The following is a 15,471-nucleotide window of genomic DNA, read 5'->3' as shown; positions in this document are numbered from 1 at the left end:
CACGGCGCCAGTGCCGGGGGCGCCGGTCAAACAAGGGCGATCCGGTCCGCGGTCAGGGGCCTGGCTTCACGAATTTGGCGCCATCGCGCGGCCGTGTTCCGCCGCCGATCTGCGGCAGCGCCGTGCCGTTCAGCCGCATCGCCGGGGTGGTTTCCAGCGCATTGCGAAGCACTTGCAACACGCCCTCCATATCGGAGGCCAGCGCGACCTTCTGGCCGGTCATTTCCGCCTTGGCCGCCACGACCGAGACAATGCGCGGCACGCCCCCGGCCATGCTGAACACCGGCGCGCCAGACGATCCGAAATCGACATCGCAGGTCAGCACCATCACGCCGGTCTGATGGCCCAGCACATGGCAGACCTCTTGCAACGACGGCGCCTCGGCCCGGTCGCGGGCATAGGAAACCACGCCCACCTCATCGCCCTTTTGCGGCAGGCGGGCGGTTTCATAGGGCTTGATCGAGGGCAGCCGGATCGGCGTTGCCAGTTCCAGCAGCGCCAGATCGTATTGCACCCGGTCGATGCTTTCGTCGCTGGAGAACACATAGTCGGGGTGCGGCACCGCGCGGCGAATGTCGCGATAGGCCGCGGCGCGGCCATTGCGCCAGCCGGCCAGGAATTCGATCTTGCCGGCATTCACCCGCTCGCCCGTCTTGCGATCCCACAGGCAATGCGCGGCCGTCAGCACCAGATTGGGCGAGATCAGCGCCCCGGTGCAAAAGCCCTTGCCATCCAGGTTCAGCCGGCCGACCGCCTCCCAGCCCTTGCTGTCGGCGCCAGTATCCAGCCGTTTCAGCCCATCGGCCTGAACCGGCAGTCCAAGGGCGATCAGGGCGGCGGCAAGCAGGGCAGGGCGCATCAAGGGACGCATGGCAGTCTCCGGGTTCGCGGGCCTGCGTAGCGGCTCGGCATGGCGAAAGTTGGGCAGGTTCAGCCCGGCGTCAAGGCGCGCGGTTTCGGCCCCCCCGTGGCCCAGTCCAGCAATTCGACCGTATGCACCACCGGCACCCCGGTGCCCGACCCGATCTGCATCATGCAGCCGATATTCCCGGCCGCGATGATATCGGGCTGCCGCGCCTCCAGCGTTGCCACCTTGCGCGCCTTGAGCTGGGCCGAAATCTCGGGCTGAAGCAGGTTATAGGTGCCCGCGCTGCCACAGCACAGGTGGCTGTCGGCGGGCTCCACCACCTCGAAACCGGCCCGTTTCAGCAGATCCTTGGGCGCCGTCTTGACCTGCTGGCCATGTTGCAGCGAACAGGCGGCGTGGTAGGCAACCCGCAGCCCCTTGGCGGCGCCTTCGGGGATGCCCAGCTTGACCAGCAGCTCGGAAATATCCAGCGCCATGCCCGCCACCGTCGCCGCATCCTGGGCCAGCTCTGGATCGGTGCGGAACATGTGGCCGTAATCCTTGACCGTCGTGCCGCAGCCACTGGTGTTGATGACGATATGGTCCAGCCCCGCCGCCCGCTTTTCCGCCATCCAGGCGTTGATGTTCTGCGCCGCGCTGGCGTGCGACAGATCGGCCTTGCCCATATGATGGGTCAGTGCCCCGCAGCAGCCGGCGCCCTTGGCGACCACCACCTCACATCCCAGCCGGCGCAGCAGGCGGATGGTGGCATCGTTGATGTCGGTGTTCAGCGCCTTTTGTGCGCAGCCGGTCATCAGCGCGACGCGCATCCGCGGCGTGCCTTGCGCCGGAAAGCTTTGCGGATCGTCATTGCGGCTGACCGGGGGGATGGTCTTTGGTGCCATGGCAATCATCGCCCGCAGCCGCGCATCAGGCAGCAGCGCGGCAAAGGGCCGCCCCAGTTTCGCCAGCCCCAGCGCCAGCCGGAACCGCCCCGGATAGGGAATGATCCGCGCCAGAACCGCGCGCAACGCGCGGTCCATGAACGGGCGCTTGTAGGTCCGTTCGATATGCTCGCGCGCATGGTCGACCAGATGCATGTAATGCACCCCGCTCGGGCAGGTCGTCATGCAGGCCAGGCACGACAGGCAGCGGTCGACATGCTTGACCGTCTTTTCATCGGCCGGGCGACCCTGTTCCAGCATGTCCTTGATCAGGTAGATCCGGCCGCGCGGGCTGTCCAGCTCGTCCCCCAGCACCTGATAGGTCGGGCAAGTCGCGGTGCAGAACCCGCAATGCACGCAGGCGCGCAGGATCTCGTTGGCGCGGGCGATGCCGGGGTCGGCCAGCTGTTCGGGGGTGAAAGTGGTCTGCATCGCTCTACCCCATCAGTCCGGCGTTGAAGATCCCGCGCGGGTCGAATTCGGCCCGCAGCCCGGCCGTCAGCGCCGCCACCGGCGCAGGTTCGGGCTGGAACACCGGCTGGCCCGTGCCCCGGATCAAGGTTGCATGGCCCTGAAACGCCCCCAGCCGTGCCCTCAGATCGGTGCCAGGCGCCACCAGCAGCCAGACCAGCCCGCCCCCCCAGTCATACAGCACCCCGATGGCCCCGGCCTTCGCCACCAATCCCGGCGCGTCCGAAGGCTTGACCGACAGCCGCCACACATCGCCCGGCTGGCCATGGAACGGCGCGACATCGCGGATCTGCTCCCACGGGCCCTGCTCCTCGATCCGCCCGCCCAGCAGCGCCTGCAACCGCCCCGCGCGATAGGCGACCTGCGCCGCCAGACCCTCGATCCGCAGGAACGTCCCGCGCCCTGGCCAATGCGCGGCCCCCGTCACGTCATAGGGCGATCCCAGCGCCCGGGCCATCGCCGTCACCGCCTCGGCGTCGGACAGCCCGTCCAGCACCAGCGTTGCCTGCGCCGCCGGCGCGGGCAGCACCTTCAGGCTGACCTCGCTCAACACCCCAAGCGTGCCATGACTGCCCGCCAGCAGCTTGACCAGATCATAGCCGGTGACATTCTTCATCACCCGCCCGCCATTCTTGACGATGGTGCCGCGCCCGTCGACGAACCGCACCCCCAGCAGGAAATCCCGCGCCGCCCCGGCCTGAACCCGGCGCGGCCCGCTGGCATTGGCCGCCATCACCCCGCCAATGGTGCTGTGCCCCTGACGCCCCAACAGGCCCCGCATATCCGGCACCTCAAAGGCCAGCCGCTGCCCCTCGGCCGCCAGCAGGGCCTCGATCTCGACGAGCGGCGTGCCAGCCCGCGCCACCAGCGTCAGCGCGCCCGGCTCATACAGGGTCACCCCCGACAGCCCGCCCGTCTCCAGCACCTCGCCTGCCGGCGCGCCCAGCCCCCGCGTGCCCCCTCCGCGCACGACCAAAGGCCCGGCCGCCCCGCGCACCGCCTCGGCCATTTCGCTTTCCGTCTCAGGCCGCATCCTGCTGCCCCTTCATCTGTCCGAAAATATCCTCGGGGTTTCCAAAGGGGCAGACAGCCCCTTTGGCCCGCAGTCTCAACCCGCCCGCCGCCCGGCCGAGGCGCCCAGCGGAAACACCTTGGCGGGGTTCAGCAACCAGCCCGGATCGAACACATCCTTGACCCGCATCTGCGCTTCCAGATCCTGCGGCGCATATTGCACCGCCATCAGATCGCGCTTTTCAATCCCCACGCCATGCTCGCCGGTCAGACAGCCGCCCACCTCGACACACAGCTTCAGGATTTCGGCCCCCAAGGCCTCGCACAGCTCCAGATCGCCGGGCTTGTTGGCGTCGAACAGGATCAGCGGATGCATGTTGCCATCCCCGGCATGGAACACATTCGCCACATCCAGCCCGAACTCGCGGCTCAATTCGCCAATCCGGCGCAAGACGCGCGGCAGCTCCGACACCGGGATCGTGCCGTCCAGGCAGATGTAATCGTTGATCTGCCCCATGGCGCCAAAGGCCGACTTGCGCCCCAGCCAGATGCGCCGCGCCTCGTCCTCGGTCTGCGCCTCGCGGAACTCCACCGGGTCATGGCGCCGTGCGATCTGGGCGATCAGGCCAAGTTGCTCGGCGATTTCGGCGTCCGATCCTTCGACCTCGACGATCAGCAGCGCCTCGGTCATCGGATAGCCCGCCTTGGCAAAGGCCTCGCAGGCCTCGATGCAAGGGCGGTCCATGAATTCTATCGCCACCGGCAAGACGCCCGCCTTGATGATGTCCGACACGCAGGCCCCGGCCACCTCGTTCGAGTCAAAGGCAATCAGCACCGGCCGCGCGCCTTCGGGCTTGGGCAGGATGCGCAAGGTCGCCTCGGTCACCACGCCCAGCTGACCTTCGGACCCGCAGATCACACCCAGCAGGTCGATCCCCCCCGCATCCATGAACGGCCCGCCAATCTCGACCACCGTGCCATCCATCTGCACCAGCGTGACGCCCAGCAGGTTGTTGGTCGTCACCCCGTATTTCAGACAATGCGCCCCGCCCGAGTTCATCGCGATATTGCCGGCAATCGCGCAGGCCAGCTGGCTCGACGGGTCGGGGGCGTAAAAGAACCCGTCCGCCTCGACCGCGCCGGTCACCGACAGGTTGGTCCGCCCGGCCTCGACCCGGATGAAGCGGTTGGGGTAATCCACCTCCAGCACCGCATTCATGCGCGCGACCCCCAGGATCACCGCATCCGCCGTCGGCATCGCCCCCCCGGCCAGCGAGGTTCCCGACCCCCGCGGCACCACCGGCACGCCTTCCTCATGGCAGATGCGCAGCACGGCGGAAACCTCGGCGGTGGACCGGGGCAGCACGGCCGCCAGCGGCGGGCAGCGATAGGCGGTCAGCGCATCGCATTCATAGACGCGCAGCTCTGCCCCGTCCGAGATCACGGCATCGGCGGGCAACACGCTGCGCAGCCGCGTGACGATCCGGTCCTTGCGCGCCAGAACGGCGGCATTCGGGGCTGGCATGTCCATGGCGGGCTCCCTGACAACTGGTCAGGTAAAATAACCAGTTTCCACCGCCGGGCAAGCGCAAACCGGCCCCGGCTTTCGCCTTGATCCAAATATCCCTGCCCAAGGCCCCGGCCGGCCACATCGTGCGGTCTGTCCGCCCCGTCCCTGTCGCGCTGTCCGGCGCATCCTGCTGAAAGCCCTGCCCGCGCCGGACAGGGCTTGCCGACAGTCAATACCCCAGCGCGCAGCCATCCTTGCGCGGGTCCGAGGCACCTTCCAGCACGCCCGACCCATGCAGCCAGATCGCCTGCGCGCCGCCCAGCGGCTCTTCTGACCACGAAACCGCATGGCCCCGCGCCGCCAGATCGTCGAACACCGCCTGGGAATAGCCGGTTTCCAGCCGCAGCCCATCGCGTCCCGAAAACGGCCCGGTAAAGCTGCGCGGCGCGTCGATGGCGGTTTGCGGGTCCATCCCGTAATCCAGCAGGTTCGACACCAGCCGCGCATGGCCGGCCGGCTGATAGGCCCCGCCCATCACGCCGAACGGCATCACCAGCCGGCCGTTCTGCCGCAGCATCCCGGGAATGATCGTGTGCATCGGCCGCTTGCCACCGGCGGCCTCGTTCGGGTGCCCCTCGGTCAGCACGAAGCCGGCGCCGCGGTTCTGGAACCCGATCCCGAACCGGTCCGAGGCCAGCCCGGACCCAAAGGCATGGAACACCGAATAGATCAGCGACACCGCCATGCCGTCGCGGTCCACCACCGTCAGATAGACCGTATCCTTGTGCACCGCCTCGGTCAGCGGCGCGGCGGCGGGCATCGCGCGGCGCATGTCGATCAGCGCGGCCAGCCGCGCCGCCGTTTCCGGCGCCAGCATATGCGCCAGCCGCGTCGTATGCCCGGCATCGGCGATGAATCGGTTGCGGGCGTCATAGGCCAGCTTGGTCGCCTCGGCCTCCAGATGCGCGCGGTCGGCGCCGAACGGATCCATCGAGGCCAGATCGAACTGCGCCAGAATGTTCAGCATCAACAGCGCCGTCGCGCCCTGGCCATTCGGCGGATGCTCGACCACCTCGGACCCCTGATAGGGGCCGCTGACCGGATCGGTGTAATCGCAGGCGGTGGCGGCGAAATCCTCCAGCGTGTGGCAGCCGCCAAGCGCGCGCAGGCTGGCGACCATGTCCTCGGCCACCTCACCCTCATAGAACCCGGCGCGGCCCTCGCGCGCGATGCGGCGCAGCACCTCGGCCTGACCGGGGGCGCGGAAGGGCTCGCCCACCTGCGGCGCCCGGCCCCAAGGCAGGTAATGCCGCCTGGCATCGCCTTGCAGATGCGCCGCCTCGCCCCAGTCGCGCGCGGTGCGCGGGGCGACGGGCACGCCCTGTTCGGCCGCCTCGATCGCGGGCTGCAACAGCCGCGCCAGATCCACCCGGCCCCAGTCGGCGTTCAGGCGGCAAAAGGCGTCGACCGCGCCCGGCACCGTCACAGCCTCGACGCCATACAGCGGCACGGTGGCCAGCCCGCGCCCGCGCATCTCGGCCGCCGACAAAGCCCCCGGCGCCCGGCCCGATCCGTTCAGCGCAACGATCCGCTCTTCTCCGGCCGGTTTCAGCAGCACAAAGCAATCGCCGCCCAACCCGGTCATCTGCGGCTCGCAAATCCCCAGCAGCACGCCCGCCGCGATCGCCGCATCGGCCGCATTGCCACCCTCGCGCAGCACATCCACCGCGACCCGCGCCGCCAGCGGATGCGACGTCGCACACATCCCGTTCATCGCATAGACCGCCGAGCGCCCCGGCTTCTGGAAATCGCGCATCCTGCCCTCCGTGTTGCGCGGCCAGCCTAGTGCGCGTCCCGGCAACGGAAAAGGGCAGATCGGTAAACCGACCTGCCCTTTCGCCTTGATCCAAATATCCTCGGGGGGTGAGGGCCGGCTTGCCGGCCCGAGGGGGGCAGAAGGCCCCCCTGCGCCCTCAGATCCGCTCGATCGCCAGGGCAATGCCCTGACCGCCGCCGATGCACATGGTGATCAGCGCGCGCTTGCCGCCGGTGCGCTCCAGCTCATGCAGCGCCTTGATGGTGATGATCGCGCCGGTGGCGCCGACCGGGTGGCCAAGCGCGATGGCGCCGCCGTTCGGGTTGACCTTGGCCGCATCCAGCCCCAGCGCGCGGTTGACCGCAATGGCCTGGGCCGCAAAGGCCTCGTTCGATTCGATCACGTCGAAATCGGCAACCGTCAGGCCGGTGCGCGCCAGCAGGTTCTGCACCGCCGGGATCGGGCCGATGCCCATCACGCGCGGGGCAACCCCGGCATGGGCATAGCCGATGATCCGCGCGCGCGGCTTGAGGCCAGCCTTTTCGGCGGCATCGGCGCGGGCCAGCACCAGCGCGGCAGCACCGTCATTGATGCCGCTGGCATTGCCGGCGGTCACGGTGCCATCCTTCTGGAACACGGCCTTGAGACCGGCCAGCGCCTCGGGGCTGGTGGCCTTGGGGTGTTCGTCGACCTTGAACTCTTCAACGCCCTTGCGGGTCTTCAGCTCGACCGGAACGATCTGGTCGGCGAAATAGCCCGCCGCGATGGCCGCAGCCGCACGCTTCTGGCTTTCCAGCGCAAAGGCATCCTGATCGGCGCGGGTGATGCCGGTATCCGCGGCGACGTTTTCCGCCGTCACGCCCATGTGGCCGGTGCCAAAGGGGCAGGACAGGGTCGCGGTCAGCATGTCCACCGCCTTGGTGTCGCCCATCTTCTGGCCAAAGCGGACGGCGGGCATCGAATAGGGCGCGCGGCTCATCGCCTCGGCGCCGCCGGCCAGGGCGAAATCGGCATCGCCCAGCATCAGGGCCTGCGCCGCCGACACGATGGCCTGCGCGCCCGACCCGCACAGGCGGTTGACGTTCATCGCCGGCGTTGCCTCGGGGATGCCGGCCTGAATGGCGGCGACGCGCGACAGATACATGTCGCGCGGTTCGGTGTTGATGACATGGCCAAAGACCACATGGCCGATCTGCGCGGGGTCGATCCCGGCCCGCTCCATCGCCGCCTTGGTGACGATGGTGGCGGTTTCGGTCGGCGGCAGCGACGACAGGCTACCCCCGAAGGTGCCAATGGCGGTGCGCGCGCCGGAGAGGATGACGATATCGGACATGTGTCAGCTTTCTGGTTTGAAGTGGTCGGGATGGGCCGCCTGGACGGCCGGAATGTCGTTCATGGCGGCCATGATGGCGCCGATGCGGGTCAGGCCCGCGGTGTCGATCCCCCAGCGGGCGGCATTATACATCTGCGGCACAAGGCACAGGTCGGCCAGCGTCGGTCTGTCGCCATGGCAGAACCGGCCGGTGGCGGGGCTGTCGAGCATCTGGTCAAAGGCGGCAAGGCCGGGGCCGATGAACCGGGCCATCCAGCTTTCCATGGTGATCGCACCGCCCGAGGCCTGAACGGCATGGCGCGCAACCGACAGGTTGCAGACCGGGTGGATTTCCATGGCAATGGCATAAGCAAGCGCGCGCACCCGCGCCTTGCCGGCCGCATCGGCCGGCAGCAGGCCAAGGCCGCGCGTTTCATCCAGATATTCAATGATCGCCAGCGATTGCGTCAGGCGCAGCCCGTCAATCTCCAGCGTCGGAACAAGCCCTTGCGGGTTGCGCGCCAGATTGTCGGCCCCGCGGTTTTCCCCCGTCAGCAGATCGACCGAGACGGCCCGCCAGTCCAGCCCGGCAAGCCCCAGCGCAATACGCACACGGTAGCTGGCCGATGACCGCCAGTAGTCATAAAGTACCGTCTGCATGGCTCCCCCTCGCTCGGGCGGGATCATTGGCACCTGCTACCGTGGCGTCAAGTGCTGCAATGCGTCATTTGGGCGCGACGTTACGCAACTTTCTTGCCCGGCCGGGTGTCAGGCCAGGTCGCGCGGCGTCAGCGGGGCGAGACCGCCCGGCCGATGATGCGGGCTGAACAGCCGCTCGAGGCTGAACGAGGACCGCTGTCCGACATCGGCGAAATGGCGTTCCAGCCAGTCATCCGCCCAGGCGCGGCCGCGCTCGAACAGCTTTTGCAGATAGGCCCAGTCGGCGTTCATCTTGCTCGAGGCTGCCAGCTCGCGCAGATCCTCGCCGCAGTGGATCATGTGCAGCCGCACCTCGCCGCGCAGATCGACGCGGCCCTGTTCGGACAGCTGCCGCAGCAGATCGAGCGTACGCAACTCCTTGAGAAGGCTGGTGTTGAAGCTGATCTCGTTCATCCGGTTGATGATCTCGCGCGCGGTGCGGGGGATTTCGTCGCGGATCATCGGGTTCAGCTGCACGATCAGCACATCGTTGCTGCCTCCGTCGCCCACCAGCGGAAAGATCGCCGGATTGGCGGAAAAGCCGCCGTCCCAATAGGCCTCGCCGTCGATTTCGACGGCCTTGTACATCTGCGGCAGGCAGGCCGAGGCCATGACGGCATCGGCGGACAGCTCGCCCGTGGAAAAGGTGCGCGCCTGGCCGGTGCGCACGCTGGTGGCGGTGACATGCACCCGGATCGCCTTGCAGCGGTTCAGCGCGGCGAAATCGACATGTTCCGCGACCAGATCCTGCAAGGGGTTCAGCCCCAGCGGGTTCAGCTCATAGGGCGAGAACATGCGGCTCAGGCCATCCAGCATCAGATAGGCGGGCGAATTGTCCAGCGAATCGTTGCCTAGCAGCCGATCCCAGGGTGCAGGCTGCATCGGGGAAAAGCGCGCAGCCTCGCTGATCGCTTCCCAAAAGCGCGCCAGCGCGGCGCGGGCGCCTTCGGGGCCACCGGATTCGTAGGCGGCGGCCAGAACGACGGCGTTCATCGCCCCGGCGCTGGTGCCGCTGATCTGGTCGATGTGCAGCCGGGGATCTTGCAGCAGGCGATCCAGCACCCCCCAGGCCAATGCCCCGTGCGATCCGCCCCCCTGCAAGGCAAGTCTGATCGGCCGCGATGTTTCAGACGGGGTCATCGCATTCTCCTGGACGGCCATACTGCGGCGCAGCATGACGGAAAACCACAACCGCAGCAAGGGAACGCTGCGTTGCAGCGACCGCAACCCTTGGTCAGATCACACCGATCCCGCGCAGGATGATCGTCTTGACGCTGGCTTTCGCCTCGGCCCACTGGCGATCGGTCAGCGGCGCGCCGCCGTTCAGCGTCTCGATCTGGTGGCTGAAATCGGCATAATGCTGGGTGGTTGCCCACAGCATGTAAAGCAGATGGCGCGGGTCCACGGGGGCCATGCGTCCGTCAGCGATCCAGCGGTTGATCACCGCGATGCGCCCTTCGGTCCAGTTGCGCAGGGTGGTTTCCAGATAGTCCTGGATCACCGGCGCGCCGTGCATCACCTCGGAGGCCCAGACCTTGGACCCGTGCGGGTGGCGGCGGCTGATTTCCATCTTGGCGTCGATATAGGCGGCGATCCCTTGGGCCGGGCCTTCGGCATCGTCCATCGCATCGGCGGCGCGCAGCCAGATTTCAAAGATCTCCTGCACCACGCGGCGATAGAGGTCTTCCTTGGTTGCAAAATAATAGTGCAGATTTGCCTTGGGCAGCCCGGCCACATCGGCGATCAGCTGCATGGTGGCCCCGCCAAAGCCTGCCTCGGCAAAGACTTTTTCGGCTGCCTGCAAAATAAGCCGTTCGTTCTGTTCGCGTATCTCTTGCCGACGCATCGGACGTGCGGTTTCGGTCATCTGGCCCCCATGCGTCGAGAAAATCGTTGACCGGATGGTCAGGGAGTGTAGCCTCAACCTTGACCATACGGTCAGGTTAAGATTCGAGGCAAGGGGCACAAGACCCCTGCCGTCAGGGAGCAAGCGATGGCGCCAGCGGGGCAGAACCTGCGGATCGATTCCGCGCGGCTGTGGGACAGCCTTGAAGAGATGGCCAAGGTCGGCCCCGGCATCGCGGGGGGCTGCAACCGCCAGACCCTGACCGACGCCGACAACGAAGGGCGGCACCTGTTCAAATCCTGGGCCGAGGCAGCAGGCATGACCATGGGCGTCGATACCATGGGCACGATGTATTTCACCCGCCCTGGCACAGACCCGGATGCCCTGCCGGTCTATATGGGCAGCCATCTGGATACCCAGCCGACCGGCGGGAAATACGATGGTGTTCTGGGCGTCCTTGGCGCGCTGGAAGCCGTGCGCACGATGAACGATGCCGGCATCCGCACGAAACACCCGATCGTGATCGTCAACTGGACGAACGAGGAAGGTGCGCGGTTTGCCCCGGCGATGCTGGCCTCGGGCGTGTTCGCCGGGACGATCGATCAGGACTACGCCTATGCCCGCACCGACATGGAGGGGCTGCGCTTTGGCGACGAGCTGAAGCGCATCGGCTGGGTCGGGGACGAGGTTCCCGGCGCGCGCAAGATGCACGCCTATTTCGAGCTGCATATCGAACAGGGCCCGATCCTTGAGGCCGAGGGCAAGGACATCGGCGTTGTCACCCATTGCCAGGGGCTGTGGTGGCTGGAATTCACCCTGACCGGGCGCGAGGCGCATACCGGATCCACCCCGATGGCGATGCGGGTGAATGCGGGTCTGGCCATGGCGCGGATCCTGGAAATGGTGCAGGCGGTGGCGATGGATCATCAGCCGAATGCCGTGGGCGGTGTGGGGCAGATGAAATTCACCCCCAACAGCCGCAACGTGCTGCCGGGCAAGGTGGTGTTCACGGTCGATATCCGCACCGTCGATCAGGCCAAGCTGGATTCCATGCGCGCCCAGATCGAATCGAAGGCCGCCGCGATCTGCGCCGAGCTGGGCGTTGGCTGCGCGGTCGAAGCGGTGGGGCATTTCGACCCGGTGACCTTTACCCCCGATCTGGTGGCCAAGGTGCGCAGCGCGGCCGAGCAGCTGGGCTATAGCCATATGGATATCGTTTCCGGCGCTGGCCATGATGCCTGCTGGGCGGCGCGGGTGGCGCCGACCACGATGATCATGTGCCCCTGCGTGGATGGTCTGAGCCACAACGAGGCCGAGAAGATCAGCCCCGAATGGGCGGCGGCGGGCACCGATGTGCTGTTGCACGCGGTGCTGGATGCAGCCGGGGTTGTGGCGTGATCTGGCTGGGGGCCGACAATTCAGCCATGTCGCACCTTGCGGCTGGCCAGGTGTGGCGCAGCCAGCATCACGACTGCATCGACTGACGGAGAGGCCGGGGGTTTCACACCCCCGGACCCCCGTGGGATACTTCGACAAGGCGAAACACAGAAATCGGGAGCATGGGATGACCAGCACTGTCATCAAGGGCGGAACGGTTGTCACGGCGGACCTTTCCTATGAGGCCGACGTCAAGATCGAGGGGGGCGTGATCGTCGAGATCGGCAAGGGGCTGAGCGGCGACAGGGTGCTCGACGCCTCGGGCTGCTACATCATGCCGGGCGGGATTGACCCGCATACCCATCTGGAAATGCCCTTCATGGGCACCTATTCGGCGGACGATTTCGAATCCGGCACCCGCGCCGCGCTGGCGGGCGGGACCACGATGGTGGTGGATTTCGTGCTGCCGGGTCAGGGCCAGGGCCTGATGGATGCCGCGCAGATGTGGCACAACAAATCCACCCGCGCGCATTGTGACTATAGTTTCCACATGGCGATCACCTGGTGGGGCGAGAAGGTCTGGGAAGACATGGAGGCCAGCGTCAAGGCCGGCATGACCAGCTTCAAGCACTTCATGGCCTACAAGGGCGCCCTGATGGTGAATGACGACGAGATGTTCCAGTCGTTCCGCCGGGTGGGCGATCTGGGCGGGCTGGCGATGGTGCATGCCGAAAACGGCGATGTGGTGGCCGAGCTGACCGCGCGCCTGCTGGCCGAAGGCAACAATGGCCCCGAAGGTCACGCCTATTCCCGCCCGCCGCAGGTCGAGGGCGAGGCGACCAACCGCGCCATCATGATTGCCGACATGGCGGGCGTGCCGCTTTATGTGGTCCACACCAGCTGCGAGGAAAGCCACGAGGCGATCCGCCGTGCGCGGCAGGCCGGCAAGCGGGTCTGGGGCGAGCCGCTGATCCAGCATCTGGTGCTGGACGAGTCGGAATATTTCCACACCGACTGGGACCATGCTGCCCGCCGCGTGATGAGCCCGCCGTTCCGCAACAAGACGCACCAGGATAGCCTGTGGGCCGGGTTGCAATCGGGCTCGTTGTCCTGTGTGGCGACCGACCATTGCGCCTTTACCACCGATCAGAAGCGCTATGGCGTGGGCGATTTTTCCAAGATCCCGAACGGGACCGGCGGGCTGGAGGATCGGCTTCCGGTGCTGTGGGCGCAGGGCGTGAACACCGGGCGGCTGACGCCGAACGAATTCGTCGCCGTCACCAGCACCAATATCGCCAAGATCCTGAACATGTATCCGAAGAAGGGCGCGGTTCTGGTCGGGGCCGATGCCGATCTGGTGGTTTGGGATCCGGCCAAAGAGGGCGTGGTTTCGGCCAAGACCCAGCAATCCAGCATCGACTATAACGTGTTCGAGGGGCAGAAGCTGAAGGGGATGCCGCGCTACACCCTGACCCGGGGCCGCGTGGCCGTGGAAGATGGCACGATCAAGCCGCAAGAGGGCTGGGGCCAGTTCACCCCGCGCGCGCCGCGCCCGGCGGTGAACCGTGCGCTGACGGCATGGAAGGATCTGACCGCCCCGCGCCCCGTGCAGCGCAGCGGTATTCCGGCGACGGGAGTCTAGGGCCAGGATGTTCTGCCAGCCAAGCCACGTTTCAGACTGGCCGAGCCACCGGGACCAATGCCATGCTATACCCTGCAAGACCAGGAGGGCAGCATGAAAACGGCATTGATCATTGGTGGCGGATCCGGGATGGGCGCGGCTTCGGCCCGCGCGCTGGCGGCGGACGGGTTCGCGGTCGGCATCCTGTCATCCTCGGGCAAGGGGGCTGCGCTGGCCGAGGAACTGGGCGGCATCGGCATGACCGGCACCAACCGATCCGAGGCCGACATCAAGCGATTGATCGAGGCGATGCAGGAGAATTGGGGCCGCGTCGACGCCCTGGTGAACAGTGCCGGCCATGGCCCCAAGGGGCCCTTGCTGGATCTGACCGATGCCGACTGGCACGAGGGGGTCGAGGTCTATTTCCTCAATGTCGTGCGGGCGGTGCGGGCGGTCACGCCGGTGATGGAATGGCAAGGCGGCGGGTCGATCATCAACATCTCGACCGCCTGGGCGTTCGAACCCAGCGAGATGTTCCCGACCTCGGCCTTTGCGCGGGCGGGGCTGGCCAGCTTTACCAAGATCTTCACCGACACCTATGGGGCCAAGAACATCCGCATGAACAACGTCCTGCCCGGCTGGATCGACAGCCTGCCGAAAAAGGACGAACGCGCCGCTGCCGTGCCGATGAAACGCTATGGGACGGCCGAGGAAATCGGGCGGACGGTGGCCTTTCTGGCCTCGGACGGGGCGGGCTATATCACCGGGCAGAACATCCGTGTCGATGGCGGATTGATGCGGGGGGTATGATGGCGGCGGCCCCGATCACCGGCGTGCTGGAAACTGCGCTTTACGCGGACGATCTGGACGCGGCGCGCGGGTTCTACGGCGGCGTGCTGGGGCTGGCCGAGATCATGGCGCTGGCCGGGCGGCATGTGTTCTTTCGCACCGGGCCGGGGGTGCTGCTGGTGTTCCGGGCCGAGGCGACGCAGGTGCCCCACCCACCCGGTGCCCTGCCGGTGCCGACCCATGGGGCGGTGGGGCCCGGACATGTCTGCTTTTCGGTGCCCGAGGACCAGATGGAGGCCATGGCGGCCCATTTGACCGCTGCGGGAATCGCCATTGAGCGCGACCTGCGCTGGCCTTCGGGCGTGCGCTCGATCTATGTCCGCGATCCTGCGGGCAATTCCGTGGAATTCGCCTCTCCGAGGCTGTGGGAGATACCTGAATGACGACGACTGCCCCGCCAGTGATCGAGGCTAGGGGCCTCAACCTGGTGTTCCAGACCGCCGATGGTCCGGTCCACGCGCTGAAGGATGTGGACCTGACGATCCGCAAGGGCGAGTTCGTGTCGTTCATCGGCCCGTCGGGCTGTGGCAAGACGACGTTCCTGCGCTGTGTCGCGGCGCTGGAACATGCGACGGGCGGCAGCCTGACGGTGAATGGCATGTCGCCTGACGAGGCGCGCAAGAAGCGCGCCTATGGCTATGTGTTCCAGGCGGCGGGGCTTTACCCGTGGCGGACCATCGCGGGGAACATCAAGCTGCCGCTGGAGATCATGGGTTTTGACAAGGCCGAACAGGACCGCCGGGTCGAGCGGGTGCTGGAGCTGGTCGAGCTGTCGGGCTTTGGCAAGAAATACCCCTGGCAGCTGTCGGGCGGGATGCAGCAGCGCGCCAGCATCGCCCGGGCGCTGGCCTTTGACGCCGACATCCTGCTGATGGACGAGCCCTTTGGCGCTGGACGAGATTGTCCGCGACCGGCTGAATGAAGAGGTGCTGAAGCTGTGGGCTGCCACCGGCAAGACGGTAGGATTCGTCACCCATTCGATCCCCGAGGCGGTCTATCTGTCGACCAAGATCGTGGTGATGTCGCCGCGCCCCGGACGGATCACCGATGTGATCGACAGCCCGCTGCCGAAGGACCGGCCGCTGGAGATCCGTGACAGCCGGGAATTCATCGAGATCGCGCACCGGGTGCGCGAAGGGCTGAGGGCCGGGCATGTCGATGACTGATC

Annotated in this window: 13 protein-coding genes and 1 pseudogene; 5 read left to right on the top strand and 9 right to left on the bottom strand. The window is 67.0% G+C overall.

Features of this window, described 5'->3' with window-relative positions; all coding sequences use genetic code 11:
• Window positions 1–52: 52 nt before the first annotated feature.
• From G481_RS0106225 to G481_RS0106185, 9 genes are all read right to left on the bottom strand, one after another.
• Entirely contained in the window at window positions 53–871 is an 819-nt protein-coding gene (locus tag G481_RS0106225; RefSeq protein WP_245594933.1) for a trypsin-like serine peptidase, read from the bottom strand.
• Between the two features lie 59 nt (window positions 872–930).
• Window positions 931–2,223 (bottom strand): glycolate oxidase subunit GlcF, encoded by a 1,293-nt coding sequence (gene glcF, locus G481_RS0106220; protein ID WP_028029259.1) that lies wholly within the window; start codon window positions 2,221–2,223, stop codon window positions 931–933.
• A gap of 4 nt (window positions 2,224–2,227) precedes the next feature.
• The gene (locus tag G481_RS0106215; protein ID WP_028029258.1) at window positions 2,228–3,295 is read right to left on the bottom strand and encodes an FAD-binding protein; all 1,068 of its coding nucleotides are present in this window, start codon (window positions 3,293–3,295) and stop codon (window positions 2,228–2,230) included.
• Between the two features lie 75 nt (window positions 3,296–3,370).
• On the bottom strand, window positions 3,371–4,804 hold the full coding sequence (locus G481_RS0106210) for an FAD-linked oxidase C-terminal domain-containing protein (protein WP_028029257.1): 1,434 nt from the start codon (window positions 4,802–4,804) through the stop codon (window positions 3,371–3,373).
• A 208-nt stretch (window positions 4,805–5,012) separates the two neighbouring features.
• Window positions 5,013–6,599, bottom strand: coding sequence for a gamma-glutamyltransferase family protein (locus tag G481_RS0106205; RefSeq protein WP_028029256.1), 1,587 nt, complete (start codon window positions 6,597–6,599; stop codon window positions 5,013–5,015).
• Between the two features lie 157 nt (window positions 6,600–6,756).
• Window positions 6,757–7,932: an acetyl-CoA C-acyltransferase family protein gene (locus tag G481_RS0106200; RefSeq protein ID WP_028029255.1), complete on the bottom strand. Its 1,176-nt coding sequence runs from the start codon at window positions 7,930–7,932 to the stop codon at window positions 6,757–6,759.
• A 3-nt stretch (window positions 7,933–7,935) separates the two neighbouring features.
• Entirely contained in the window at window positions 7,936–8,571 is a 636-nt protein-coding gene (gene maiA / locus G481_RS0106195) for a maleylacetoacetate isomerase (protein ID WP_028029254.1), read from the bottom strand.
• A gap of 108 nt (window positions 8,572–8,679) precedes the next feature.
• Window positions 8,680–9,750, bottom strand: coding sequence for a patatin-like phospholipase family protein (locus tag G481_RS0106190; RefSeq protein ID WP_028029253.1), 1,071 nt, complete (start codon window positions 9,748–9,750; stop codon window positions 8,680–8,682).
• A gap of 94 nt (window positions 9,751–9,844) precedes the next feature.
• Window positions 9,845–10,477: a TetR/AcrR family transcriptional regulator gene (locus G481_RS0106185; RefSeq protein WP_028029252.1), complete on the bottom strand. Its 633-nt coding sequence runs from the start codon at window positions 10,475–10,477 to the stop codon at window positions 9,845–9,847.
• Between the two features lie 126 nt (window positions 10,478–10,603).
• On the opposite strand from G481_RS0106185, the gene G481_RS0106180 reads away from it, so the two are divergent.
• From G481_RS0106180 to G481_RS23000, 5 genes and pseudogenes are all read left to right on the top strand, one after another.
• Window positions 10,604–11,854 carry a Zn-dependent hydrolase gene (locus tag G481_RS0106180; RefSeq protein WP_028029251.1) on the top strand — a complete coding sequence of 417 codons (1,251 nt, stop codon included), beginning with the start codon at window positions 10,604–10,606 and terminating at the stop codon, window positions 11,852–11,854.
• Between the two features lie 166 nt (window positions 11,855–12,020).
• The gene (hydA, locus tag G481_RS0106170) at window positions 12,021–13,475 is read left to right on the top strand and encodes a dihydropyrimidinase (protein WP_028029250.1); all 1,455 of its coding nucleotides are present in this window, start codon (window positions 12,021–12,023) and stop codon (window positions 13,473–13,475) included.
• A gap of 93 nt (window positions 13,476–13,568) precedes the next feature.
• Window positions 13,569–14,264, top strand: a complete 696-nt coding sequence (locus G481_RS0106165; protein ID WP_035025263.1) for an SDR family oxidoreductase — start codon at window positions 13,569–13,571, stop codon at window positions 14,262–14,264.
• On the top strand, window positions 14,264–14,686 hold the full coding sequence (locus G481_RS0106160; RefSeq protein WP_028029248.1) for a VOC family protein: 423 nt from the start codon (window positions 14,264–14,266) through the stop codon (window positions 14,684–14,686). Before G481_RS0106165 ends, G481_RS0106160 begins: the two co-directional genes overlap by 1 nt.
• Window positions 14,683–15,469: pseudogene (locus tag G481_RS23000) on the top strand (ABC transporter ATP-binding protein). Before G481_RS0106160 ends, G481_RS23000 begins: the two are co-directional and overlap by 4 nt.
• The last annotated feature ends 2 nt before the right edge of the window (window positions 15,470–15,471 follow it).

The organism is Gemmobacter nectariphilus DSM 15620 (assembly GCF_000429765.1).
GTDB classification, from domain to species: Bacteria; Pseudomonadota; Alphaproteobacteria; order Rhodobacterales; family Rhodobacteraceae; genus Wagnerdoeblera; species Wagnerdoeblera nectariphila.
The sequence above is the reverse complement of the archived record's forward strand: the minus strand, read 5'-3'. Positions and strand labels throughout refer to the sequence as shown.

What these genes read in the sequence shown, in the direction of transcription:
- G481_RS0106225 (WP_245594933.1), bottom strand. Translation starts at nt 871, where the DNA reads ATGCGTCCCTTGATGCGCCCTGCCCTGCTTGCCGCCGCCCTGATCGCC.
- glcF (WP_028029259.1), bottom strand. Translation starts at nt 2,223, where the DNA reads ATGCAGACCACTTTCACCCCCGAACAGCTGGCCGACCCCGGCATCGCC.
- G481_RS0106215 (WP_028029258.1), bottom strand. Translation starts at nt 3,295, where the DNA reads ATGCGGCCTGAGACGGAAAGCGAAATGGCCGAGGCGGTGCGCGGGGCG.
- G481_RS0106210 (WP_028029257.1), bottom strand. Translation starts at nt 4,804, where the DNA reads ATGGACATGCCAGCCCCGAATGCCGCCGTTCTGGCGCGCAAGGACCGG.
- G481_RS0106205 (WP_028029256.1), bottom strand. Translation starts at nt 6,599, where the DNA reads ATGCGCGATTTCCAGAAGCCGGGGCGCTCGGCGGTCTATGCGATGAAC.
- G481_RS0106200 (WP_028029255.1), bottom strand. Translation starts at nt 7,932, where the DNA reads ATGTCCGATATCGTCATCCTCTCCGGCGCGCGCACCGCCATTGGCACC.
- maiA (WP_028029254.1), bottom strand. Translation starts at nt 8,571, where the DNA reads ATGCAGACGGTACTTTATGACTACTGGCGGTCATCGGCCAGCTACCGT.
- G481_RS0106190 (WP_028029253.1), bottom strand. Translation starts at nt 9,750, where the DNA reads ATGACCCCGTCTGAAACATCGCGGCCGATCAGACTTGCCTTGCAGGGG.
- G481_RS0106185 (WP_028029252.1), bottom strand. Translation starts at nt 10,477, where the DNA reads ATGACCGAAACCGCACGTCCGATGCGTCGGCAAGAGATACGCGAACAG.
- G481_RS0106180 (WP_028029251.1), top strand. Translation starts at nt 10,604, where the DNA reads ATGGCGCCAGCGGGGCAGAACCTGCGGATCGATTCCGCGCGGCTGTGG.
- hydA (WP_028029250.1), top strand. Translation starts at nt 12,021, where the DNA reads ATGACCAGCACTGTCATCAAGGGCGGAACGGTTGTCACGGCGGACCTT.
- G481_RS0106165 (WP_035025263.1), top strand. Translation starts at nt 13,569, where the DNA reads ATGAAAACGGCATTGATCATTGGTGGCGGATCCGGGATGGGCGCGGCT.
- G481_RS0106160 (WP_028029248.1), top strand. Translation starts at nt 14,264, where the DNA reads ATGGCGGCGGCCCCGATCACCGGCGTGCTGGAAACTGCGCTTTACGCG.